At 63.1% G+C, this 23,680-nt stretch carries 20 protein-coding genes; 11 read left to right on the top strand and 9 right to left on the bottom strand.

Translation table 11 applies throughout. The features are described from left to right. Positions 1 to 116 precede the first annotated feature (116 nt). Positions 117 to 1,436 (top strand): SGNH/GDSL hydrolase family protein, encoded by a 1,320-nt coding sequence (locus AB7I51_RS06775; RefSeq protein WP_428403627.1) that lies wholly within the window; start codon positions 117 to 119, stop codon positions 1,434 to 1,436. 82 nt (positions 1,437 to 1,518) lie between these two features. Next, entirely contained in the window at positions 1,519 to 2,301 is a 783-nt protein-coding gene (locus AB7I51_RS06770; RefSeq protein ID WP_428403626.1) for a L,D-transpeptidase, read from the top strand. 54 nt (positions 2,302 to 2,355) lie between these two features. Here the strand turns inward: AB7I51_RS06770 and AB7I51_RS06765 are convergent, their stop codons facing one another. The 4 genes from AB7I51_RS06765 to gltB form a co-directional block, all read right to left on the bottom strand. Beyond that, positions 2,356 to 2,565 (bottom strand): hypothetical protein, encoded by a 210-nt coding sequence (locus tag AB7I51_RS06765; protein ID WP_428403625.1) that lies wholly within the window; start codon positions 2,563 to 2,565, stop codon positions 2,356 to 2,358. Positions 2,566 to 2,570: 5 nt separating this feature from the next. Then, positions 2,571 to 3,989 (bottom strand): glutamate synthase subunit beta, encoded by a 1,419-nt coding sequence (locus AB7I51_RS06760; protein WP_428403651.1) that lies wholly within the window; start codon positions 3,987 to 3,989, stop codon positions 2,571 to 2,573. 203 nt (positions 3,990 to 4,192) lie between these two features. Then, positions 4,193 to 5,398 carry a diguanylate cyclase gene (locus tag AB7I51_RS06755; protein WP_428403624.1) on the bottom strand — a complete coding sequence of 402 codons (1,206 nt, stop codon included), beginning with the start codon at positions 5,396 to 5,398 and terminating at the stop codon, positions 4,193 to 4,195. Positions 5,399 to 5,533: 135 nt separating this feature from the next. Then, on the bottom strand, positions 5,534 to 10,228 hold the full coding sequence (gene gltB, locus AB7I51_RS06750) for a glutamate synthase large subunit (RefSeq protein WP_428403623.1): 4,695 nt from the start codon (positions 10,226 to 10,228) through the stop codon (positions 5,534 to 5,536). A gap of 460 nt (positions 10,229 to 10,688) precedes the next feature. Here gltB and AB7I51_RS06745 point away from each other — a divergent pair, with 460 nt between their 5' ends. Then, positions 10,689 to 11,744 (top strand): hypothetical protein, encoded by a 1,056-nt coding sequence (locus tag AB7I51_RS06745; RefSeq protein ID WP_428403622.1) that lies wholly within the window; start codon positions 10,689 to 10,691, stop codon positions 11,742 to 11,744. A gap of 54 nt (positions 11,745 to 11,798) precedes the next feature. On the opposite strand, the gene AB7I51_RS06740 is transcribed toward AB7I51_RS06745, so the two are convergent. Both AB7I51_RS06740 and AB7I51_RS06735 read right to left on the bottom strand, forming a co-directional pair. After that, on the bottom strand, positions 11,799 to 12,263 hold the full coding sequence (locus AB7I51_RS06740; RefSeq protein WP_428403621.1) for an Hsp20 family protein: 465 nt from the start codon (positions 12,261 to 12,263) through the stop codon (positions 11,799 to 11,801). Positions 12,264 to 12,409: 146 nt separating this feature from the next. Continuing rightward, positions 12,410 to 13,516, bottom strand: a complete 1,107-nt coding sequence (locus tag AB7I51_RS06735) for a LuxR C-terminal-related transcriptional regulator (RefSeq protein ID WP_428403620.1) — start codon at positions 13,514 to 13,516, stop codon at positions 12,410 to 12,412. A gap of 287 nt (positions 13,517 to 13,803) precedes the next feature. Between AB7I51_RS06735 and AB7I51_RS06730 the strand changes: the two genes are divergently transcribed. The 4 genes from AB7I51_RS06730 (at position 13,804) to AB7I51_RS06715 (ending at position 18,289) form a co-directional block, all read left to right on the top strand. Next, complete coding sequence (locus AB7I51_RS06730) at positions 13,804 to 14,178, top strand: hypothetical protein (protein WP_428403619.1); 375 nt, start codon at positions 13,804 to 13,806, stop codon at positions 14,176 to 14,178. 60 nt (positions 14,179 to 14,238) lie between these two features. After that, complete coding sequence (locus tag AB7I51_RS06725) at positions 14,239 to 16,632, top strand: TonB-dependent receptor (protein WP_428403618.1); 2,394 nt, start codon at positions 14,239 to 14,241, stop codon at positions 16,630 to 16,632. Positions 16,633 to 16,695: 63 nt separating this feature from the next. Then, positions 16,696 to 17,262 (top strand): TlpA family protein disulfide reductase, encoded by a 567-nt coding sequence (locus AB7I51_RS06720; RefSeq protein WP_428403617.1) that lies wholly within the window; start codon positions 16,696 to 16,698, stop codon positions 17,260 to 17,262. 79 nt (positions 17,263 to 17,341) lie between these two features. After that, positions 17,342 to 18,289, top strand: coding sequence for an alpha/beta fold hydrolase (locus tag AB7I51_RS06715; RefSeq protein ID WP_428403616.1), 948 nt, complete (start codon positions 17,342 to 17,344; stop codon positions 18,287 to 18,289). A gap of 115 nt (positions 18,290 to 18,404) precedes the next feature. On the opposite strand, the gene hisN is transcribed toward AB7I51_RS06715, so the two are convergent. Both hisN and AB7I51_RS06705 read right to left on the bottom strand, forming a co-directional pair. Then, positions 18,405 to 19,217: a histidinol-phosphatase gene (gene hisN / locus AB7I51_RS06710; protein WP_428403615.1), complete on the bottom strand. Its 813-nt coding sequence runs from the start codon at positions 19,215 to 19,217 to the stop codon at positions 18,405 to 18,407. A 33-nt stretch (positions 19,218 to 19,250) separates the two neighbouring features. Further along, positions 19,251 to 20,207 (bottom strand): N-formylglutamate amidohydrolase, encoded by a 957-nt coding sequence (locus tag AB7I51_RS06705; RefSeq protein ID WP_428403614.1) that lies wholly within the window; start codon positions 20,205 to 20,207, stop codon positions 19,251 to 19,253. A 180-nt stretch (positions 20,208 to 20,387) separates the two neighbouring features. On the opposite strand from AB7I51_RS06705, the gene cpdR reads away from it, so the two are divergent. Beyond that, complete coding sequence (cpdR, locus tag AB7I51_RS06700; RefSeq protein ID WP_428403613.1) at positions 20,388 to 20,762, top strand: cell cycle two-component system response regulator CpdR; 375 nt, start codon at positions 20,388 to 20,390, stop codon at positions 20,760 to 20,762. A gap of 198 nt (positions 20,763 to 20,960) precedes the next feature. Then, positions 20,961 to 21,191, top strand: coding sequence for a 50S ribosomal protein L31 (gene rpmE, locus AB7I51_RS06695; RefSeq protein ID WP_409979448.1), 231 nt, complete (start codon positions 20,961 to 20,963; stop codon positions 21,189 to 21,191). A 49-nt stretch (positions 21,192 to 21,240) separates the two neighbouring features. On the opposite strand, the gene AB7I51_RS06690 is transcribed toward rpmE, so the two are convergent. Beyond that, positions 21,241 to 21,774: a DUF1465 family protein gene (locus AB7I51_RS06690; protein ID WP_428403612.1), complete on the bottom strand. Its 534-nt coding sequence runs from the start codon at positions 21,772 to 21,774 to the stop codon at positions 21,241 to 21,243. A 643-nt stretch (positions 21,775 to 22,417) separates the two neighbouring features. Between AB7I51_RS06690 and AB7I51_RS06685 the strand changes: the two genes are divergently transcribed. Further along, a complete protein-coding gene (locus AB7I51_RS06685; protein WP_428403611.1) occupies positions 22,418 to 23,209 on the top strand; it encodes an inositol monophosphatase family protein in 792 nt (263 codons plus the stop codon). Then, positions 23,206 to 23,676: a GNAT family N-acetyltransferase gene (locus AB7I51_RS06680; protein ID WP_428403610.1), complete on the top strand. Its 471-nt coding sequence runs from the start codon at positions 23,206 to 23,208 to the stop codon at positions 23,674 to 23,676. The genes AB7I51_RS06685 and AB7I51_RS06680 overlap by 4 nt, the downstream gene beginning before the upstream one ends. Positions 23,677 to 23,680 lie beyond the last annotated feature (4 nt).

The following is a 23,680-nucleotide window of genomic DNA, read 5'->3' as shown; positions in this document are numbered from 1 at the left end:
TTGACGCCAAAACAGTGCTGGACGTCAAGGCGGTGCGCCACAACGTCGAAGCCGTCAACCCAGTAATTAACCGAAGAATTGCGACGAGGATGTCAAGGCGCCCAAGACGCGCTATAATGGCCCGCATGTCTATCAGCGTGCAGAGCCTGCGCCGCGTAATCGTGCTCTTTTTTGGCGCATTGTTGACGATCGCGACGCCCGACGCGTCCTTTGCGCAGGACCCCTTTACCGAATTTTTCGGCGGGCTATTCGGCGGCCCACAGCGTGGTTACGGGCATCGCCACGAGCCGCGAGTCCGACGGATCATGCCGCACCGGGAAAACCGCGGGCCGACCTATTGGCACGGACAGACCGACAACGCGCGCCGCGCCGCTAAACGAAAGCAAGGCGCGCCGGATCAGTCTGAGAGCGCGGCCGTCACTCAGCCGGCCTTCTTCGTCGCGACGGTCGGCGATACGCTGGGCATGCTTCTCGCCGACGGCCTGAAGGAGAGCTTCTCGGATCGCCCCGACGTGGCGATCCTGCGAATGGGCAAGGAAAGCAGCGGCCTCGTCCGCGACGACTTCTATGATTGGCCGAAGTCGGCGAAGGAGATCGCCGCCGACGCGCAAAAGATCAATGTCGCCGTGGTCATGATCGGCAGCAACGATCGTCAGGCGATTCAGCAGGGACAGGAAACATATGAGCCGCTGTCGCCACGCTGGCGGGAAATCTATGCAGCGCGCGTGGATGCGATAATCGCGGCCTTCAAGGAAAAGAACATTCCGGTCATCTGGGTCGGTCTGCCGGTCATGAAAAACGAACGTCTGTCGGCAGACATGGCGCAGCTCAACGAAATTTTCAAAGCCCGCGCGGCCCACGCCGACGTTCCTTACGTCGACCTTTGGGACGCGCTGACCGATGAACACGGGCAGTACAGCGCGTTCGGGCCGGACATCAACGGCCAGATCGTCAAGCTGCGCTCTGCCGATGGGGTGCATTTCACGGAGGCCGGCGCGCGCAGCGTCGCGCATTTCGTCGAGGGCGAGATCAAGAAATATTACGACGCCTATCGGCAACAGGCTCCAGTCGCCGACGCTCCGGCGGCGACGCCTTCCGAGGCGTCAACGGATTCGACTTCGCCCCAGCAACCGGTGGCGGCGGTTCCGGCGAACGGCCAGCCGATCATTTTCCGCTCTCCCGTTGGCGGCCCCTCGGCGGCCCCGACCTTGCCTGAACGACCGGCGGTCGGCCCGACGCAACAGTTGACCGGCTCTGGAACGGCGACCGAGCTCGCCAGGAAAACGCCTGCCGGCGCTGCGGCTGAATCCGGCGCGCCGGCGCAGGCGCTCGTTCGACATGTCTTCGTCGAGGGCGGCGACCAAAGTCCGCGCAACAATCGCGCCGACGACTACAGCTGGCGTCCACCCGCGAACGCCGCTTCTCAGCCGCATTAGCGATTTGTGCGTTAGCGCACGGAACGCTTTTCGGTGGTTCTGCATTGTCTCTGCACAACAGGGAAATTGTGGAGCCTACGTTATGTCCCACCGTGAGTTCGCTGCCCGCCGCTTTCTGAAAGTCGCCGCCGTCGCCGCTATTGCGGGACTTTCGTCGACTGCCGCCAACGCCCAGGAACGCTCCTTCATGGCGCTGTTTGGTCTGGACGACAGCGCGCAGAACACGACCGCCGCCTATTATGACGCGCGCGAGCAGCAGGCTTACTACGGTGGGGATCAGCAAGACTCTTATGCCGCGCAGGACCCGCGGTCCTATTACGCCTCCCAGGACCCGCAAGAAGCTTATTACGGCTCCCAGGATCCGCAGGCCTATTACGGCGACCCGGACGAGGCGCGGCTCGCCCGCGAATATCCGAGCACGACGCGCGAGATCGTGCAGGACCCGACCAATGAGCGTCCCGGCACCATCACCGTCGACACCAAGAACCGCTATCTCTATCTATCGCTGGCGAACGGACAGGCCATGCGTTACGGCGTCGGCGTCGGCCGCCAGGGCTTTACCTGGAAGGGCCGCACGCATATCGGCCGCAAGGAAACCTGGCCCGGCTGGACGCCCCCTGCGGCGATGTTGAAGCGCCGTCCCGACCTGCCCCGCCACATGGCCGGCGGCGAGGACAATCCGCTCGGCGCGCGCGCGATGTATCTCTATTCGGGCGCTCGTGACACGATGTTCCGCATCCATGGCTCCAACGAGCCCTGGACCATCGGCCAGGCGGTGTCCTCGGGCTGCATCCGTATGCTGAACAATGACGTGACCGATCTGTTCAGCCGCGTGAAGGTGGGCACCACGGTCGTCGTTCTGTAGGCGAGCCCCGCATCAAAAAGAAAGGCCCCGGTTTTCGGGGCCTTTTTTATGCGCCTACTCCAGCGAGCAATTGAACACCAAATTGGTCAGCGCCGAGAAGGTCACCTGCACGAAGATCCATATGCCGATCAGCGTCCAGGCGAGCTTGTATTTCTCGCGGCCGTAAAGAAACGCGCCAATAAGCGGCAGGATCAGGAAGAAGAACTGCCAGGGCGTGCCGACAAAGGTGTCGCAATACCAGAGATTGAGTTTCTCGCTGAACATTACTCTCACCTTGGCAGATTGGTTTCGCCCATTAGGAACTCATCCACCGAATGGGCGCATTGGCGACCTTCGCGAATGGCCCAGACGACGAGCGATTGACCGCGCCGCATGTCTCCACAAGCGAAGATTTTCTCGCGGGACGCCCGATAGGCGCTTGTGTCGGCGGCGACGTTGCCGCGGGAATCGAGCGCGATTCCGAGCCCTTCAAGCAGGCCTTCGCGCACCGGCGACACGAAACCCATCGCGAGCAGCACGAGATCGGCCCTGATCTTGAAGTCGCTTCCGGGCTCTTCCTGCATCTTTCCGTCGACGCGCACGCAGCGCAGCGCCTTCACCGCGCCGTCCTTGCCTTCGAATTCGCGCGTCAGCACCGAAAATTCCCGTGACGAACCCTCGTCGTGAGAAGAGGACGTGCGCAGCTTCAACGGCCAGTCGGGCCAGGTCAGCAGCTTGTGCTCCTTCTCCGGCGGGCGCGGCATGATTTCGAGCTGAGTCACCGAAAGCGCGCCCTGGCGCACCGACGTCCCGATGCAGTCCGAGCCTGTGTCGCCGCCGCCGATGACGACGACATGCTTGCCGGTGGCGAGGATCGGCTCGTTGGTCGAGAGCGGCTCGCCCGACACCCGACGGTTCTGTTGGGGCAGAAAGTCCATCGCGAAGTGAACGCCGCGCAATTCGCGGCCGGGAATCGGCAAATCGCGCGGCTGTTCGGCGCCGCCGGCGAGGACCACCGCGTCATGGCCGGCGACCAGATCGTCGGCGGAAAGATCCACGCCGACATGAACGCCGCAGTGAAACACGACGCCTTCCGCCTCCATCTGCAGAACACGACGGTCAATGAGACGCTTCTCCATCTTGAAGTCGGGAATGCCGTAACGCAGCAAGCCGCCGGGCTTCGCATGCTTTTCATAGACATGCGCGTCATGGCCGGCGCGGGCGAGTTGCTGCGCCGCGGCAAGTCCCGCGGGTCCGGAGCCGACGATCGCGATTTTCTTGCCTGTCTTGCGCTTTGAGGGCTCTGGAACGACCCAGCCGTGCTCAAATCCGCGGTCGACGATTGCGCATTCGATGGTTTTGATCGTGACCGGCTGATCCTGGAGATTCAGCGTGCAGGACGCCTCGCAGGGCGCCGGGCACACGCGGCCGGTAAATTCGGGGAAGTTGTTGGTCGAATGCAGATTGACCAGCGCGCGCCGCCACTCGCCATGGTAGACCAGATCGTTCCAGTCGGGAATCTGGTTATTGACCGGGCATCCGTTGTGACAAAAGGGAATGCCGCAATCCATGCAACGCGACGCTTGGCTGCGCGTCGTTTCGTCCGACAACGGAATGATAAATTCGCGATAGTGGCGAATGCGATCGGCCGCCGGCTTGTATTTGCGGTCATGCCGGTCAATCTCGAGAAACCCGGTCACCTTACCCATTTTTTCGCGCACCTTTCGCGCCTCGACCGCGGAGGCAACGGCATTTCTCATCAGCGCGGCAGTCTTCCGCCGCAAGCGAATTCGCTTTCTGGCCAAAGCGCCCGGAGCCGCCGCAATCTTGGATGTTTTCTAAACGCTTTCGAGGCGTCGGCGTCAAGCCGCGAAGCTTCGAGGCGATCCCCGTCGACCGCGCTCGCGCGAGACTATTGGGTCCTCGGCGTCATTCCGCCGACGACAGGGGCGACGCGGCGAAGCTGATCCTCCTTGATCCGGCTATGCAGCGATTTCACCTGCCGCTGCGCCTTCGCCTCATACAGCGCTTCATCCGCCACGGAGAGAAGCGCCTCGGCGTCGGCGCCATGTTCCGGCACGAGAGCGACGCCGACGCTGACGCCGACGGTTGCGTGAACGCCGTCGCCCAGATCGTAAGACGCCGAAATGGAATGTGTCAGCCGCTGGCTGAGCTCCGCCGCCTGGGCGCGGGTCAATCCCTTTGCAAGCACCACAAATTCGTCGCCGCCGATTCGCGCCGCCACGTCGGTCGCGCGCAAGGACTGGCGAAGGCGCTCCGCCGCCAGTTTGAGCATCCGGTCTCCTGCGGCGTGACCGTAGGTGTCGTTGACGCCCTTGAAGTTATCGAGATCGAGAAACAGAACGGCGAGATCGCCGCCGTGCCGGGGCGCGCCTTTCAGCCCAGCGTCCACCGCGGCGGCAAGTCCCATGCGATTCGACAGGCCGGTGAGCGCGTCATGCTTGGCGCGGTGGTCGTTCTCGCGCTCAGCCTGCATCGTCGCGACAAGCATCTTGTTTAGACTGTACGCGGCGGCGATCATAGCGGAAAGGTACAACGGAATCTGAAGGAACACGAGGTAAAGTAAGGGTTCGCCGGATAGGGCGGCGCCCGGCAGAAGAGGGCCGAGGCTGGTGAGGATCATTGCGCCAGCGAGACGTGGCGCGCCAAAATTGCGAAATCCAATGCCACCTGCCATGGCGGTGCCAGAAAGACAGGCGAGCGTCGCAGAAACCCAGTCGCCGCTTGCAAGGCTGATAAAAGCGCCGTAGCCCACGCCGCTGCTCCAAAAAAGCTGAAGCAGCAGATAAAGATCAGTCGGCGTGGGGCGATGCGCGAGCGCGGCGCGACGCGAGACGCTCAAAACGATCAGACGAATGGCGCCGAGCACGATTTCAAAAATGAACCATGCGATGAAGGGCGGCGTCTGTTCGCGCCAGGCGATCGCTCCCGCAACGACGATCGTGTTGATAATCCCGCCGAAGAACACAGGAAGCGTGCCGAACAGCCCGCCGATCAGCTGTAGCTCAATGTCTACGGGCGCGCCCAGACTAGGGCGCACGAGCCAGCGCATCACGGCCCAGCGCGGCATAGTGTAGACCCTGGAATCGTCTCGCATCAGGCTTCCTCGCCGCCATTAAGGAAAACCGCCGAGTTTAAACCAATTTAGCTAAACGCCCCTGTTTTACAATGCTTGCCGATAAACGCAAGGCGGCGCTTACGCGCCGCCTTGTCAGTTTTCACTGCGCCTGGGTCACTCGCCGGCGGCCCGCAATTGCTGAGGCTGCTTCCTACGCGCATTCAGCTCGTTGAGCGCGCGCCGATATTCGACCGGCATCACCTTCCGGAACCTGCCCATGTAATTTGGCCAGTCTTCGAGAATGTCGCGCGCGCGTGTCGAGCCGGTGTAGCGCAGGTGATTGGCGATCAGCTGGCGCAGACGTTCGGCGTCAAAGCGCGTCATGTCGCTCATCACGTCGACGCGGCCGTGGCCCTCGAGATCGCCGGATTGGTGATAGGTCTCGGTCATGACGGCCTCCTCGCTTCGCACTGGCTCGAGGTCGACCATCGCGAGGTTGCAGCGCGTGGAGAAAGCGTCGTCCTCGTCCAGGACATAGGCGATGCCGCCAGACATGCCGGCGGCGAAGTTGCGCCCGGTCTGGCCGAGCACCACCACGACGCCGCCCGTCATATATTCGCAGCCGTGGTCGCCAACGCCTTCGACGATAGCGATCGCTCCCGAGTTGCGCACGGCGAAACGTTCGCCGGCGACGCCGCGGAAATAGCATTCGCCGGCGATGGCACCGTAGAGCACCGTATTGCCGACAATGATCGAATTCGCCGGGTCGATCTGCTTCGCCGCGCGCGACGGATGGACGATGAGCTTCCCGCCCGAAAGGCCCTTGCCGACATAGTCATTGGCTTCGCCTTCGAGACGCAGCGTCACGCCGCGCGCGAGAAACGCGCCGAAGCTCTGGCCCGCCGTCCCGGTCGCGCGAATGTCGATCGTGTCCTCGGGCAGTCCCGCATGGCCGTAGATGCGCGCGACTTCGCCGGAAAGCATCGCGCCGGTGGCGCGATCGACGTTACGGATTGGCGTCTCGATCGAAACCTTCGCGCCGCGATCGAGCGCCGCGCGCGCTTCGGCGATGAGCTTGTTGTCGAGGACCTTGTCCAGTCCGTGGTCCTGCGCGGCGCTGTGCCGGATCGCGGCGCCCTCGCCTTGCGGCTTGAAGAAAAGTTTGGAGAAGTCGAGACCGCACGCCTTCCAATGCGCGATCGCCTCCTCCTTGTCGAGCATTTGCATCTGCCCGGTCATCTCGTCGAAGCTGCGGTAGCCCATGGCGGCCATGAGTTCGCGCGCTTCTTCGGCGACGAAGAAGAAGTAGTTGATGACATGTTCCGGCAGACCGACGAAGCGCTTGCGCAGGACTGGGTCTTGAGTCGCCACGCCGACCGGGCAGGTGTTGAGATGACACTTGCGCATCATGATGCAGCCCGCCGCGATCAGCGGGGCCGTCGCGAATCCGAACTCATCCGCGCCGAGCAAGGCGCCGATCACCACGTCGCGGCCGGTGCGCAAGCCGCCGTCGACCTGCACGGCGATGCGCGAACGCAGATTGTTCAGAACCAGCGTCTGATGCGTTTCGGCGAGGCCGATTTCCCAGGGCGACCCAGCGTGCTTGATTGACGTAAGCGGCGAAGCGCCGGTGCCGCCCTCGAAGCCGGAAATCGTCACATGATCGGCGCGGCCCTTTGAGACGCCGGCGGCGACGGTGCCGACGCCAACTTCCGAGACGAGCTTCACCGACACGGCGGCGCGCGGATTGGCGTTCTTGAGATCGAAGATGAGCTGGGCCAAATCCTCGATCGAATAAATGTCATGGTGCGGCGGCGGCGAAATCAGGCCGACGCCCGGCGTCGAGTGACGCACCTTGGCGATGACCGCGTCGACCTTGTCGCCCGGCAGCTGTCCGCCTTCGCCGGGCTTCGCGCCCTGCGCCATCTTAATCTGAATCATGTCGGCGTTGACCAGATATTCGGTGGTCACGCCAAACCGCCCGGACGCCACCTGCTTGATGGCGCTGCGCATCGAATCGCCGTTCGGCAGCGGCTTGAATCTGTCGGGCTCTTCGCCGCCCTCCCCGGTGTTCGACCTGCCGCCGATGCGATTCATGGCGATGGCGAGCGTCGTATGCGCCTCGCGCGAGATCGAGCCAAACGACATGGCGCCGGTCGAGAAGCGCTTGACGATTTCGCTTGCCGGCTCGACCTCATCGAGCGGAACCGGTTTGCGTCCGTCCTCTTCGGCGCCCTTGATGCGGAAGAGTCCACGAAGATTGAGAAGCTTCTCGTCCTGCTCGTTCAAAAGCTTGGCGAAGGCGCGATATTTTTCTTGCGCATTGCCGCGCGCCGCATGCTGCAACAGCGACACGGTCTGCGGCGTCCAGCTGTGCGCTTCGCCTCTGATGCGGAAGGCGTAATCGCCGCCAACGTCGAGCGCCTCCTTGTAGACAGGCGCGTCGCTGAAGGCGAGACGATGGCGACGAACGGTCTCGCGCGCGATTTCCTCGAGCCCGACGCCTTCGACGCGCGTCGTCGTGCCGGTGAAGAATTCATCGACGAAGCTTTGCGCTAGTCCCACCGCGTCGAAAATCTGAGCGCCGCAATAGGACTGATAGGTCGAGATGCCCATCTTGGACATCACCTTGAGCAATCCTTTGTCGACGGCCTTGATGAAGCGCTTGACGGCAGTCGGCCCATCGACGTCGGAGGGAAACTCCGCCGCCGAGGCGATGAGCGTTTCAAATGCGAGATAGGGATTGATCGCTTCGGCGCCGTAGCCCGCAAGGCAGCAGAAGTGATGCACCTCGCGCGCCTCGCCGGTCTCGACGACAAGGCCGACGGAGGTGCGCAGCCCTCTGCGGATGAGATGATGATGCACCGCTGCGGTGGCGAGCAGCGCGGGAATCGGAATGCGGTCCGGCCCCACCATCCGGTCTGACAGAATGATGATGTTGTAGCGGCCGCTCACCGCCTCCTCGGCGCGTTCGCACAGCCGCGTGATCGCCGCACGCATGCCCTCGGCGCCTTTCTTGGCGTCATAGGTGACGTCGATCGTCTTGGTGTCGAAACTGTCCTCGACCGTGCCGATCCAGCGGATTTTTTCCAGATCTTCGCTCGTCAGGATCGGCTGGCGCACTTCGAGGCGCTTCTTCTTCGCCGAGCCTTCATGGTCGAGAATATTGGGCCGCGGTCCGATGAACGACACAAGGCTCATCACCAGCTCTTCGCGGATCGGATCGATCGGCGGATTGGTCACCTGCGCGAAGTTCTGCTTGAAATAGGTGTAGAGCAGCTTCTCCTTGTCGGAGAGCGCCGAGACCGGCGTGTCAGTGCCCATCGAGCCGACCGCCTCCTGGCCGGTGACGGCCATCGGGAAGAGCAGAAGGTCGAGATCTTCCTGCGTGTACCCGAAGGCTTGCTGACGATCGAGCATCGACACATCCCAGCGCGCCGGACGCGTATCGACGGGCTTCAAATCCTCGAGTTGAATCTGCGTGCGGGTCAGCCACTCCTTGTAGGGATGAGAACCCGACAGATCCTTCTTGATCTCGTCGTCCGAGACGATGCGCCCCTGCTCGAGATCGACAAGCAGCATCTTGCCGGGCTGGAGGCGCCATTTGGCGACGATCTTCTCTTCGGGAATAGGCAGCACGCCCATTTCGGACGCCATGACGACGAGGCCATCGTCGGTGACGAGATAGCGCGCCGGCCGCAGCCCGTTGCGGTCGAGCGTCGCGCCAATCTGCAGCCCGTCGGTGAAGGCCATGGCGGCGGGACCGTCCCACGGCTCCATGAGCGCGGCGTGATGCTCGTAGAAAGCTTTGCGGTCGGCGTCCATCAGCGGATTGCCGGCCCAGGCCTCGGGGATCAGCATCATTACCGCATGGGCGAGCGAATAGCCGCCGCGCACCAGGAATTCGAGCGCATTGTCGAAACAGGCGGTATCGGACTGTCCCTCATAGGAGATCGGCCACAGCTTGCTGATCTCGTCGCCAAAGAGCGGCGACGAGACCGACGCCTGGCGCGCCGCCATCCAGTTCAGATTGCCGCGCAGCGTGTTGATCTCGCCGTTATGCGCGACGAAGCGATAGGGATGCGCCAGCCGCCACGACGGGAAGGTGTTGGTCGCGAAGCGCTGATGAACGAGCGCCAGCGCCGAGATGAAACGCTCGTCCTTAAGGTCGAGGAAATATTCGCCGAGCTGCGAAACGAGCACCATCCCCTTGTAGACGATGGTACGCGACGAGACGGAAACTGCGTAAAATTCGCGTCCGCCATTGCCGAGCGCATAGATTTCGTTCGAAGCGGCCTTGCGCGCGAGATAGATGCGCCGTTCGAAATCGTCGGCGTCGACGACGCCCGGACCGCGGCCAACGAATATCTGCGCGTGATGCGGCTCGACCGCCTTCACCGCCGCGCCGAGATCGCTCGAATCGACGGGAAGGTCGCGCCACCCGAAAACGACGAGCCCCTCCGCCTTCGCCGCCGCCTCGATAATGTCGCGCGCTTTGGCGCGGGTCTCGGGATCACGCGGCATGAAATACTGGCCGATGGCGTAATCGCCGGCGGCCGGGAGCTCGATGCCGAGTTTCGCGCATTCCGCCTTGAAGAATTCATGCGGAATTTGCACGAGGATGCCGCAGCCGTCGCCGAGCTTGGGATCGGCCCCCACGGCGCCGCGATGATCGAGATTGAGCAGGATGCGCAAGCCCATCTCGACGATCGACTTCGACTTTTCGTTACGCATGTTGGCGACGAAGCCGACGCCGCAGGAATCGTGCTCCTTGGCGGGATCGTAAAGTCCCTGCGCCGGCGGAAGAGCGGGATCGCGACCAAGCGGCTGCGCTCCGGCTTCAGCGTAATGCTCGGCGGCTTTCGTCATCTCGGCGTCTCCTCGACGGATCGCGCTTCTTCACGCGCGCCTGCCGCCCTCTCATCGAACCATAAAACTTTCGCAGGCGTGACCGAAATCGTCGCCGCCCGAATCGCCGTCAGCGCAGGTCCCGCAACGGCGGGCTGCGAACCCTCGCGTCGTCGTCTTGCGATTCCGCGCAAGGCAAGCGACGCGCCACCCTTGCAAGCCCTTCCAGTTCATCTGGGCGACTGCGTCCTGTCGAGCGCTGACCACCTAGATGAAACAATGGTTTGCACCAGCGAGCCCCATTTTAAGGTCAGTATCGCTGACATATCTGGGGGCTAACTTACTGCCAGATTTGCGCTGAAGTGACAAGCAATCCGACGCGCTTTGAACGCTCCTTGGGCGCCTCGCCAGTCCAACGCTCGCCGCATTGTTGTCAGAGCATCCCGCCAGCGACCGAGAGGGCTTGAACAAGGGAAAATCAATGCGGTCATTCGATAGGAAAGCGGGGCTCGCGTTTGCGTTGGCGCTGGCGGCGAGCGCGTCCGCTCCGCAGCACGCCTTCGCCCAGTTTTTCTTCCGGCCCTTCGCCAATGTCTTCCACTACCAGATTCCCGGCGAGGGACCGCCGGCCTTCGCCTCCCGTCCCGCCGTCGCTTCCATTCTCGGGCGCACGGGCTTTCAATTGGTCGGACCGCTCGGTCGTCGTGGCGATCAGATCGTCGCGACCGGCGTCAGTCGACGCGAGGGCGAGATGCGCTTCATCATCGATCCCTATGAGGGGCGGATATTGCGCGCGGTCCGGCTCGGACCGCTGCCGAGCCGCAGAGCGCCCTATGCGCCGCCGATGGCCGGCGCTCCAGGTCCAGGCCCGATTGGTCCAGGACCGATCGTTCCCGGTTTCGACAATGGGCGAGACCCCGAGGCGGATCGCGCGCCGCAGGCGCCGGGTGGCGCGAGGCTAAACAGCGCGCCCGACGGGCCGGTCCAGCGCCGCGCCGCCGCCGCCAAATCTGGAGCGTCTTCGAAGACCTCGCGCGCAATCGTGCCGCCGGCAATATCGGCGTCGCCTACTGCGGCGCAGGACTCCCCTGCTGACGCCAAGAGTCCTCCAACTGACGCGAACTCGGTTGAGAAGTCTGCGAACGCTGGCGTCGCCGCGCCGGCGAAGAACGCCGCGAAGGAAGCGGCCGACCTGCCCGCGACGGCCGCGACGGAATCTCAGTCGGTCACGTCGTCGGCAGCCGCCCCCGCGCCGTCGCAGGCCGCCGCAGTCGCCGAGAAGGCTCCCGACAGGGGTGCGGCCTCATCTGCGGCGCAGTCGCCGGCAATACCCGCCGCCTCAGCGCAGCGAAGCGCGCCTGCGCGGCGCGCGGCGGCCGCGCGCGCCGCCTCGACGCGTCGGGCGATCGTGCCGCCGAAGGATTCGAGCGGGACGACGATCGTGGCGCCCGCCGCCGCATCGGCGCCCCCGGTTCCGGCCGCGAATGGCTCGGCGACCGCGCCTGACGACGCCGCGAAACCTGAGGCGGGCGGATAACGAAAAAGGCGCCCGCGAGGGGCGCCTCTCACTCTCACTCCTGATTTTTCGTCGTTACGCGGCCTTCGACTCGACGATCTTCGCGGAGGGCGCGCTAACGCCGATGTCGATCCGGCGGGGCTTCTGCGCCTCCGGAATCTCGCGCACGAGGTCGACATGCAGCAAGCCGTTGACGAGGCTCGCGCCGGTCACGACGACATGGTCGGCGAGCTGGAACCGACGCTCAAAGGCCCGCGCGGCGATGCCCTGATGCAGGACTTCGCGGCCGTCGGCGGGCTGCGCCGACTCTTTCGAACCTTTGATGGACAGGGTGTTTTCCTTGGTCTCGACCGACAATTCGTCGCGCGAGAAGCCCGCAACCGCGAGCGTCACGCGATAGGCGTTTTCGCCGGTGCGCTCGATGTTATAGGGCGGGTAGCTTTGTGACGTCTCGAAACCGCTGGCCTGATCGAGCAGATTGAACAGACGGTCGAAGCCGACGGTCTGACGATACAGCGGAGAGAGATCGAACTGACGCATGACATATCCTCCAGTTGAGCGACATGCGGCGCGCTTGCGTGACCGCGCCGCGCCTCTTCGCGCGTCCGTTACGGCCCGCGCTAGCCACGATCTAGGAAGCGGGAAAGCGTCGTTCAAGGGGCGGCGGCGATGTGGCGCGGAAGGTCTCAGGCCGGCAGCGAATGGCGCTCCGGCGCGCGGAACGGCGATTCCAGCGCAAGCACGAGCTTGACCAGATCAGCCTGGCGGGTCGCGCCGGTCTTCTGGAAAATGCTTTTGAGGTAGCCCTTGACGGTTCCCTCGCTCAGGCCGAGGGCGCGCGCCGTGGCCGGGACCCCGCCGACTTCGGCGATCGCCAGCAGCACCGAACTCTCGCGCGCGGTGAGTCCGAAAAGTTCCGCCGCCACCGCGCCGCCGTCGTCCGCGACGGGCTCCAGGCGGCGCAGGAACAGCGCCGAGAGCCCATTCGCCAGCGGCAGCACATGCATCACGCAGCAGCGCGACTCGCCGCGCTTCACCATGATTGCGAAGGCTTCGGCGTCGGCGCCGCCGACGCTGGCGAGCGCGCGCTCCAAAGCTTCCTTGGCGCGTGGATCGCGCACCGTCAGCGTGTCGCCGACGACCGCAAGCGCGTCGCCTTCGCCGAGCATGTCGTCCGCGCTGCGATTTCTGTGCACGATGCGCATCTTGCTGTCGACGACAAGCACGGGCGGCGTCAGCTCGTCGAACAATTCCGCCAGCGCGGATGTGTCTGATACCGGCGTGTGATGCGCGATCGCGCCTGCAAGCGGTGGCAAAAAGTCGCCCAGACGCATCTTCGCTCCAGCGTCCGCCACGCCAGCCCGTTCGTCACGAAACGCGACGAACAAACAAACGCCCGTCTCGGATCGGTGAATGACGCCGCCGATTACATCCGCAAGTCCGAAAGGCGCCATCCAGCGCTGATAGGCGCTGCTGCGGTGAAACGCCTTGAGTGGAACGAAATCTTCCGAGGAGAACGCCCGGCCGATCCCAATCTCGGCCAACACGCGCGCCTTGACCGGATCTAGCTTGCGATGGTTGCGCAGATATTCGACGATCCACGCCTTTTCCGCATGCGTCGAATATTTGAGCTCCAGCAGCGCCGAAGCGCGATCTTCGAACAGGAGCGCCGCAAAGCGCGCATTCAAGGCGCGCGCGATCTCGTCAAGCGCATTCGGCCAGCATCGCGCGTCGGCGCCCGCGGCTTTGATCGCTGCAACGACACGCGCGTCCTCATCTGCCGAACTCGTCATCTCTTCTCCCGGTGCGACCTCTCGCCACACCTTCGCAAGGCCGGTCCCTGCGATGGCGCGCGCCGCGCGGCGAGCTGTCGAACTGCCCTGGAGCCCTAGAAAAATCAGCAAAAATTCAAGGGCGCCAATTCAATGCATTTTAGCTTTTGTGTTGCGCAACTGCAACAAGGACAAGAATTTGCGCACAGTCGCATTAATTCCCTCCCAATCGGGGGGAAACGAAGAAATACGCAACAAGTAAATTCAAAAAAAACGAATCCAGCGACGCCATGTTACGCAGAATATCAATGAAGACCGCCTCGACGGACGCGAGACAGATGGGCGTGCGCGCCTTTCTTGTTGCGGCGCTTTTGGTCGTCTCGGCATTGATGCATGCGACGATCGCGCCGCATGCGGCTCTATCGACGACATTCGAACTCTGCGTAGACGACCACGCGCCGACAGACAATAATGCGCCAAACGAGCTGCCCGCGCTTGGCGGAAAGGCGCATTGCGGCGCCTGTCCAATCGCGACGGCGCCGTTCATTCCCCAAAAGCCGCTTATTGCGCGCGTCGAGCAATCGTCGACACCGCTGGTTTATTTCGACGCCTGGTCGTTCAATCCCCAAGAAAGACGCCGTCCGGGAGAAACGCGCTCGCGCGCGCCTCCCTTCCTCTCCTGACGAAACAAGAATTCGCGTTGTTTCAACCGCCGTCCGCCGGCGGACCAGGAGAACTGTTCCATGACTTTCACCGCTCTTTCGCGCGGCGCCAGCGCCTGCGCTCTCATGCTCGCGTCGGTCGCCAGCGCCGAGGCCCAAGTGTCTCTCCCCCAGATCGTCGTCGGCGCGGCGCGACCACAGGCGGCACCATCCACGCCGCCGCTGGAAAAGGCTGGCGAGACCGACGTCCCGCAAAAGGAAATCGTGGAGGAAAAGCCCCCCGAAACGGATACGGCGAAGCTTCTCGAGCATCAGCCTGGCGTGAGCGTGCAAACGGGCGGCGGCGTCTCGGGCCTTCCCGCGATTCGCGGCCTTGCCGACGATCGGCTGAAGATTCTCGTCGGCGGCGTGCAGACGACATCCACCTGCGCCAATCACATGAATTCGCCCTTGAGCTACACCGATCCCAATACAATCGGCCGGGTTGAGGTCGTGACCGCGGTGTCGTCGGTGAGCAAGGGCGGCGATTCGATCGGCGGATCGATTCTGGTCACCCCCATATCGCCGGTGTTTGTGAGCCCCGCCGCTCCGGCGGTCGTCGGCCCTGGCGCGCCAATTTCGCCGATCGTCGCGGCGAGTCCCTACGGTCCCGTCCCCTATCTGCCGCTTCCAGTTCCGGGCACGCTGCGTTTCGGCCCAAACAATGAGGTGCTGGCGACGGGCGCCATCTCCGCCTTCTTCCGCGGCAACAACAACGGCGTCGGCGTGTCCGCCAACATCAATATGGCCAACGACCACTGGAGCCTGCTTTACAACGGGTCTTGGCAGAGGGGGACCGACTATCACGCCGGCGGCAATGGCGACAAAGTTCTCTCCACGAGCTTCATCTCGGAGAACCATGCGGTCACGCTTGGCTACCAGAACGACGGGCACCTTTTCACCTTCCGCGGCGCCTATCAGAACATCCCCTATCAGGGCTTTCCGAACCAGCGCATGGATATGACGCGAAATCGCTCCTATTCGCTGGATGCGGGCTACAAGGGCGCCTACGAGTGGGGCACGGTCGAGGCGCGCGCCTATTGGCATCAGGTGTTCCACAAGATGGGATTCCTGGAGGACCGCTTCTACTTGAACCATCCGATGATCGCGCTCGGACGCGACTTCGGCTATTCGGTCAAGACGGAAATTCCTTACAGCGAGCAGGATACGTTTCGTATCGGCAACGAGTTCCACGGCTTTCGGCTGCAGGACTACTGGCCGAACGATTTGACCCGCTTCCCCAATTTCGCCGCCATGCCGCGGCAATTCGCCCAGATCAATATCAACGGCGGCCAACGCAATCGCGTCGGAACCTACGCGGAATGGGAACGCCGCTGGACCCCGCAATGGTCGAGCCTGATCGGCCTGCGCAACGACGTTGTTTGGATGGATACGGGTCCAGGCCGCAGCTACACGCCCTTCACCTTCGGCAATCCAAATGTCAGAGCGGTCAATCTGTTCAATGTGCAGAGCCACGCCCGCACCGATGTCAACTTCGACATGACGGCGCTGGGGCGCTATGCGCCGGAGCCCGGCAGCTTTTACGAATTCGGCTATTCGCGAAAGACGCGCTCGCCCAATCTGTATGAACGCTATGTCTGGCCGGTGTTCAGCGCGTTCACGGGAATGTTCAACTGGTTCGGCGACGGCAACGGCTATACCGGCAATCTCAATCTCAAGCCGGAGGTCGCTCACAATGTGGCGATCACCGGCGCTTGGCGAGACATGTCAGGCGCCAATAATTGGGAGGCGCGGATTTCGCCATTCTATACCTATGTCGAGAATTACATCGACGGCGCCAGAACCGGCGGAACCTTCAATAACTTCCCCGTGGGGAACGCCTATATTTTTCAGATCATGCAGTTCCGTAACTTCAAGGCGGAGCTTTACGGCGTCGACGGTTCAGGCAGAGTCAAACTGCATGAATCGCCGGAATACGGCAGGTTGCAGGCGGTCGGCGTCGTCAGCTTCGTCTATGGACGAAATCTCGACATCGGCAATCCGCAATATTGTCTGCCGGGCAACGGTCTGTGCTCCGTCGCGTCATTCTTGATCAAGAAAGGCGACGGCCTGTGGAACCTGATGCCGGCCAATGCGCGCATCGCGCTCGAACATCAGATCGGCGGGTTGAGCATGGCTGCGGAAACGCAGCTCGTGGCGCCCAAGGATCACGTTTCCGCCAACAAGGGCGAATTCAGGACGCCCGCTTACGCGTTGCTCAACCTGCGCGCGGCCTACGAATGGAGCAACATGCGCATCGACCTTGGCGTCGACAATCTCACGAACGCCCTCTACTCTCTGCCGCTCGGCGGATTCGACCTGTCGAACTATTCGTACAATGCGTTCGTTTACGGTCGCAATGCGGGTCTTGCAAACGTGCGCCAGGTGCCGGGAATGGGCCGGAACTTCTACGCGGGCCTCACCGTGAAGTTCTGACCGCGACCCCTTAATTTGAAAGGCGGCGCGCCGATGCGCCGCCTTTCTTGGAGGACGCTTGTGATGCGGCGAACTCTTGTTCTGACCGTCATGCTCTGCGCTTCGCTCGCCTCGACGCGCGCCGAGATCATCGGCGCGCAGACGCCGCGCTCGGCCACCGAAAACGAGATGAAGGCTTCGCTGCGGCAGATCGACCTCGTCGGCGCGAATGGCGCGCCGCTCGACCTGCGCGCGCTGCTGGCGAACGGCCGGCCGACTCTGGTGAGCCTTTGGGCGCATTGGTGTCCGAATTGCCTCTCCGAAATGAAAGGCTTCAAGGCGATCGCGGCGACTTGCCCGGATCGCTGGAACATCGTCTTCGTCTCGGCGCGCGCGAGCGACTACGCCAAGGACGCGGCGAAGTTTAAAACCTACGGCCTGCCCTGGAAAATCTTCCGCGTCGGCAATTCGACGAAAACTGATGTGGCGAAAGCGAAAAGCGCGCGCGCCTTCTACGGCGCGACGGCCGACGGCGGCGTGGTCACGCCGCTCCACTATCTGGTCGGCGCGTCCGGACAAGTCGACGCCATCGTCAACGGCAGGCTGAACTTCGCGGAGCCGCAACGCCTCGCCGCCTTCTGCGCCGACTGAAAAAACGCGCCGTTCGGCCTCGACGCCAAAATGCATTATCTTCGCGTGAAGAATCGGCCTCGAGCGCCGAGGAGGCCCCATGCGAGAACTTATTGCGTCGCCCAATAATCCCGTCCCTGAAGGCGCCACTGTCTACGCGCTGAAGACGCGGGACGGACGAAGATTGCGCGCCGCCGCTTTTCCCAGCCGCGAAACGCCACGCGGCACGGTGGCGCTGTTCCAGGGCCACAATGAATTCATCGAGAAATATTTCGAGACGATCGAGGATTTGCGCAAGCGCGGCTTCGACGTCGTCGCGCTTGACTGGTGTGGCCAGGGCGGCTCGGAGCGCGAACTCGCCGACCGGCGTAAAGGCCATATCGACGATTTCTCGCAATATCAGCGCGACCTCGATGTGTTCATCACGCAAGTATTGAGCGATCGGCCGCAGCCCTGGTTCGCGCTCGCCCATTCGATGGGCGCCGCCATCATGCTCGAGGCGGCGCATTCCGAACGAACGCCATTTCATCGTTTCGTGCTGACCGCCCCGATGATCGATCTCGCCAATTTGCGCTTTCCGCGCGCCACGCGGTGGCTCGCCGATACGCTCGACATGTGCGGATTTGGCGGCATGTACATTCCGGGCGGGAAAGGCGCGTCCTTTATCGAGAAGCCTTTTGATGGGAATTTACTGACGACCGATCCGGTTCGCTTCGAACGAAACGCGGCGATTCTCAGGGCCGCGCCGCAGCTCGCCATCGGCGATCCGACGATCGGCTGGATCAACGCCGCCTTTCGGTTGATGAGAGCATTCGAATCGCCGGACTACGCCAGAAGACTCCGCGCGGCCATTCTAATGTTCGGCTGCGGGCGGGAGATGATCGTCTCCAACGCGGCGATCGAACGCTTCGCACAAAACCTCGACAGCGGCGCTCTCGCGATGATCGCGGGCGCCAAACACGAACTTCTGATGGAGCGCGACGAGTTCCGCAGCCAGTTCTGGCGCGCCTTCGACGCCTTCATTCCGGGCGAAGCCTACGTCGCTTAAATCCCGACGCCTTTTGGATAACGCGATCGATCTTACCAGTTTAGAGCGCGCACTAAACTTTTGAAATCGACCACTTCATCTGCGCTTGGGCGACTCCGCCTAACCGCAGCGTGATCTAGGCGCCGAGCAGCTTTAGCGCCTCTTCGTGCAGCGTCGGATCGCCGGCCGCGACAATGGCCCCGCCTTGGGCCGCCGCGTCGCCGCTCCAGTTGGTGACGACGCCGCCCGCCCCCTCGATGATCGGGATCAGCGCGACAATATCGTAAGGCTGCAAATTGGTTTCGATGACCAGATCGACATGGCCGGACGCCAGCGCGCAATAGGCGTAGCAGTCGCCCCCGTAACGCGACAGCCGCGCCGCGCGCTCGACGCGATGGAAGTTTTCGCGCAGCGCCGGGTCAATCAACAGGGGCGAGGTCGTCATCAGCGTCGCCTGGGCGAGCTTCGAACAACTGCGAGTCGCCAGCCGGCGAGTCTCGAGGGCGCCGCGCGCGCCCCCCGCCCCCCGCGCCGGACCGCGCCAATGCGCGGCCTCGCCATCGCCGAAGAAGCGCTCGCGGGTGAAAGGCTGACCCATCAGCCCGTAGCAGGGGCGCCCGCGATGGGCGAGTCCGATCAGCGTGCCCCACAGCGGCAGACCGCAGATGAAGCTCTTAGTGCCGTCGATCGGATCGAGCACCCAGACATATTCGGCGTCTTCGCGTAACGGACCGAACTCCTCGCCGTAAATGCCGTGGCCCGGAAAGGTCGATTCGATCAGGCGCCGCATGGCGAGTTCGGCGGCGCGGTCGGCCTCGGTGACGGGATCGAAGGCCCCGCCATGCGCCTTGTCGTCGGCGGCGAGCGCGGTCCTGAAGAAGGGCATGATCGCTTCAGCCGAAACATCGGCGAGACGATCAACGAATTTCTCGAAATCGACGGCGGTCATGCGAGCTCCAGGGCCGAGCGGTCGGTCGTCCAGCTACTCGGCCGCCGCCCGTCGCTCGCCGCCCAGAATCTCGGCCAAATCTTCCTGCCGCGCCACTGCCGCCAGCACGTCGCCGAGATCGCGGGCGACGGCGTCGAAGCGCTCGTTCTTCTGGAGCGTAGACTCGTCCATGTAAAGACCGCGCGACACTTCGATCTGCAGCGCATGCCAGCCGGCGGCGGGCTTGCCGTAATGTTCGGTGATGAAGCCGCCCGCGTAAGGCCGGTTGCGCATGACGTGATAGCCGCGGCCTCGCAATCTATCCTCGACGATGTCGACGAGGCCGGTGGAAGCGCTCGCGCCATAGCGATCGCCGATGACGAAATCGATGCGCCGCTTGTCGCCCCGCGCCGCGAGCACGGGATCGCGCGCGCCGGTCGAGGGCATCGAATGGCAGTCGATCAGCACGGCGACGCCGAAGCGGGCGGCGGCGCGCTCCATCAAGCCGCGCAAGGCCGAATGATAGGGCTTGTAGAGGCTGTCGATGCGACGCAAGCCCTCTTCGAGCGACAGCCGGATTTCATATATTTCGCGCGCGTCGGCGACCACCCGGGGAATTGTCCCCAGCCCCGCCGCGACGCGCAGCGAACGCGCATTGGCGAAGGCCGGCAAGGCGCCCTCAAAGAGCCTGGGATCGAGTTCATAGGGCTCGCGATTAAGGTCCAGATAGGCGCGAGGAAAGCGCGCCCGCAGCAGAGGCGCCCCGATCGACGGCGCCGAGGCGAAGAGATCGTCGACATAGGCGTCTTCCGACCGGCGCAGAGTCGCCGCATCGAGCGGCGTCGCGGCCAGAAAGCGCGCAGGATAGATTCGGCCTGAATGCGGCGAAGAAAAAACCAGCGGCGAAACAACCGCGTCCGGCTCGATAATGTCGAAGGCGCGCTCGAATTCCGGTTCGCAGCAGGGCTCCGCCACATTCATATCGCGCCGCTCGCGCATGCCCTCGTTCATTCGCCCTTCTCATTTCCGCGCCGCAACGGCCTTAAAAGTGGCGCCGACGCTGCGGACAGGCGCTCGAAAATGACGGCCCCTCCCGCTATATTCGAACGTTACGTTAGCGCGGCGCCGCCTCGGTTTCACCTGAAATTTACGAAGCTCGGGCCATATGGCAAAAAACCTGCGAGGATGGCGATGAACGATAGTCCGGCCGCACGAATTCTGCTCGCCGAAGACGACAACGACATGCGGCGTTTTCTGGTCAAGGCGCTGCAACAGGCCGGCTTTTCGGTCACGTCCTTCGACAATGGGCTTTCCGCCTATGATCAGCTTCGGGTCGAGCCCTTCGAACTGCTGTTGACCGACATCGTCATGCCCGAGATGGACGGGATCGAACTTGCGCGCCGCGCGACCGAGCTTGACCCCGACATCAGGGTCATGTTCATCACGGGCTTCGCCGCCGTCGCGCTCAACCCCGACAGTCACGCGCCGAAGCAGGCGAAAATCCTCTCCAAGCCATTCCATCTGCGGGATCTCGTCACCGAAGTGCAGAGAATGCTCGCGGCCTGAGCGGAATAGGCCTGGCTAAAGGCCGATCGGTATCGGCCGCCTGCGACTTGTGATCGCCACGCCGCGGCGCCGGCCAACTTGCCGATTCGTCCGCATTGCGCTATCAGCGCCGTCAAATTCGCTTGTTTCGATCGGCCGACCCCGCGCCGCTGCGGCGCGGGGCTACAGTCGTTTCTATCGCAGGAAGGATGCGTCGCGATGAAAAAGGACATCCACCCGGACTATCACACCATCAAGGTCGTGATGACCGACGGCACGGAATACACGACCCGTTCGACCTGGGGGAAGGACGGGGACACGATGCATCTCGACATCGACCCCAAGACTCATCCGGCCTGGACGGGCGGATCGACCCAACTCCTCGACCGCGGCGGCCGGTTGTCGCGCTTCAACTCCCGCTTCGGCAATCTTTCTTTCGGCAAGAAATAAAAAAGGCGGCGGTCGACCCGCCGCCTCAAGTTGGTTCGCCTGAAGAAAATTACTGGCTGAACGCGGCGCGCAATTTCGCGATCTGCTGTTCTACCGGACTGAAAGCCGGCGCGGGCTCCGCCGACGCCGGCTCGGGCGCATAGATCAGCCGGTCGAGATGGATGATCCGGGCCTGCAGGCGCACCGAGTGCAGCGAGAGTTCGCGCAAGCGCTCCGGCAGGCGCTGGAAAATGTCGGCGGCCGAGGCCAGCTCCTGTTCGCGAAGCTTCACACGGTGGCGATTGCTCGCCGCCTGATGACGCGTCAGTTCGCCCTGATTGACCGCCCGCTGCAGCAACAGCCAGGACGCAATCTGCATCAGCCGGGTGGTCAGCCGCATGCTTTCGGCCGCATAGGCAAGCGCTTCGGCTTTCGCCAGCTCCTTGGATTCTAACCGCCCCTGCCCGTCGAGATAGGAGGCCGCCTCCTCGACAAGGCTCATGCCTTCGCGAAAAAGCGCGCAAAATCCTTCAGATCCCGCGAGCTTTTCGATGAAAGAGACCGGCTGCTGTTGCTCTCCGGCGCTGCCTGTGACTCGAGCCATACGACGCTCACGCATGTTCGGCGCGACGGCGCCGCAAGATCACGCCGTATTTGGGCGGATTCGTCCAAATGCAGATAACGTGATCGATTCCAAGGTTTTTTAGAGCGCGCTCTATGCGAAAAACCGGTTCCCGCTTTTTCGCCGCGCGCTCTAATGCGCAGACAGTAACGCAGGCGGCCGGACCGCGCGCGCTTAGCCTTTCTTTAACCTTAACAGGATCGCGCCTCGCCTTGCGCACAAAAAGAGAGCCGCACGGCGGCTCTCAAGGCTTCTTAACAGGGAGGCATCAAGGACGAGTGGAGAAGAAGCCACTCGGACATCCCACTGAAGGGATACGCCCAGCGTAAGGCGCTAATCATTAACATGAGGTTAACAGTCGTCCCCGGATTGACGCTTTCTGCGACTATTTTGAGTTGAGCTTCAAGCGATAATTCAACTCAGCCAACGCGTTATCCCGAACATGGCGACACTGCCGGCCGCCCTATGCGCTGATAGGCGCAAGGGTCTGTCGGCGAAACCAAAAAGGCACTGGCCCTGGGACAAAAACTGGCGCATTTGAAGGCTCCCGCCGCGTTCTTCGGAACGTCCCGCCGCGCTGGAAAGCGTTGATCTCCCCGCAACTGTCCCCCTAGGCTCTCCCTGAATGATTCGCTCCGCCTTGATGAATGTAATGACCGCCGCCGCGCTGAAAGCGGGCCGCGGTCTTAAACGCGACTTCGGCGAGGTGGAGAACCTGCAAGTCTCTGTGAAAGGTCCGGGCGATTTCGTCACCGCCGCCGACCGGCGCGCCGAGAAAACCTTGTTTGAAGAATTATCTAAGGCGCGCCCAGGCTACGGCTTCGTTCTGGAGGAAGGGGGCGTCATCGAAGGCTCCGACAAGAGCCACCGCTGGCTGATCGATCCGCTCGACGGCACTTCGAATTTTCTCCACGGCGTTCCGATCTTCGCCATCTCGATCGGCCTGGAGCGCGAGGACCGTCTCGTCGCCGGCCTCGTCTATAATCCCGCCACCGACGACATGTTCGTCGCCGAGATCGGCCAAGGGGCCTATTTCAACAATCGCCGCATGCGGGTCGCGGCGCGGCGCTCGCTTTCGGACTCCATGGTGGCCTGCGGGATTCCGCCGCTGGCGCGATCGTGCGATCACGAGTCGTTCAAGCGCGAGCTCGCGGCCGGGATGGGAAAGATCGCCAATATTCGGCGCATGGGCGCCGCCGCGCTCGATCTCGCACTGGTCGCCTGCGGGCGTTTTGACGGCTATTGGGAGCGTGGCATCAATTCATGGGATGTCGCGGCGGGAATCGTGCTTGTGCGCGAAGCCGGCGGCTTTGTCAGCGACCTTTCGGGAGGCGGCGACATGCTTGCGAAGGGCGAGATATGCGCGGGCAACGAAACAATCCATCGTCAACTGCTCGACGTGATGAGGAAGGCGTGAACGCCCCTGCCCCGCCCGTCTCGATGAAACTGCGCCTGCGCGCCGAAGGCGACTGGCCGTCGATTCTCGATGTCTGGGTCGCCTCCTGGCGGGCCACCTATCCCGAAATCGACTTCGACGCGCGCCGCGACTGGCTGATGCGCCACGTTCGCGACCTGGAGGCGCTCGGCGGGGTGACCCTTTGCCTGTTCGATGGAGGATCGACGCTCGCCGGCTTCGTCGTGATCAATCCGGCCGACGGTTGGCTCGACCAGATTTGCGTCGCGCCGGACCATTTCGGCGCCGGCCTCGGGGCGTCGCTGCTGTCGGCCGCGCGCAATGTCTCGCCGAGCGTGATCCGACTCGACGTCAATGCCGATAATCTTCGCGCCATTCGATTTTACGAGCGCGACGGATTTTCGTGCGTGGGACGAGGGACGAACACATTGTCCGGGCGCGAAACCATCATGATGGAATGGCGGGCGTAATCAT

The sequence above is a fragment of the Methylocystis sp. genome (assembly GCF_050246715.1).
In the GTDB taxonomy this organism is placed as follows: domain Bacteria; phylum Pseudomonadota; class Alphaproteobacteria; order Rhizobiales; family Beijerinckiaceae; genus Methylocystis.
The sequence above is the reverse complement of the archived record's forward strand: the minus strand, read 5'-3'. Positions and strand labels throughout refer to the sequence as shown.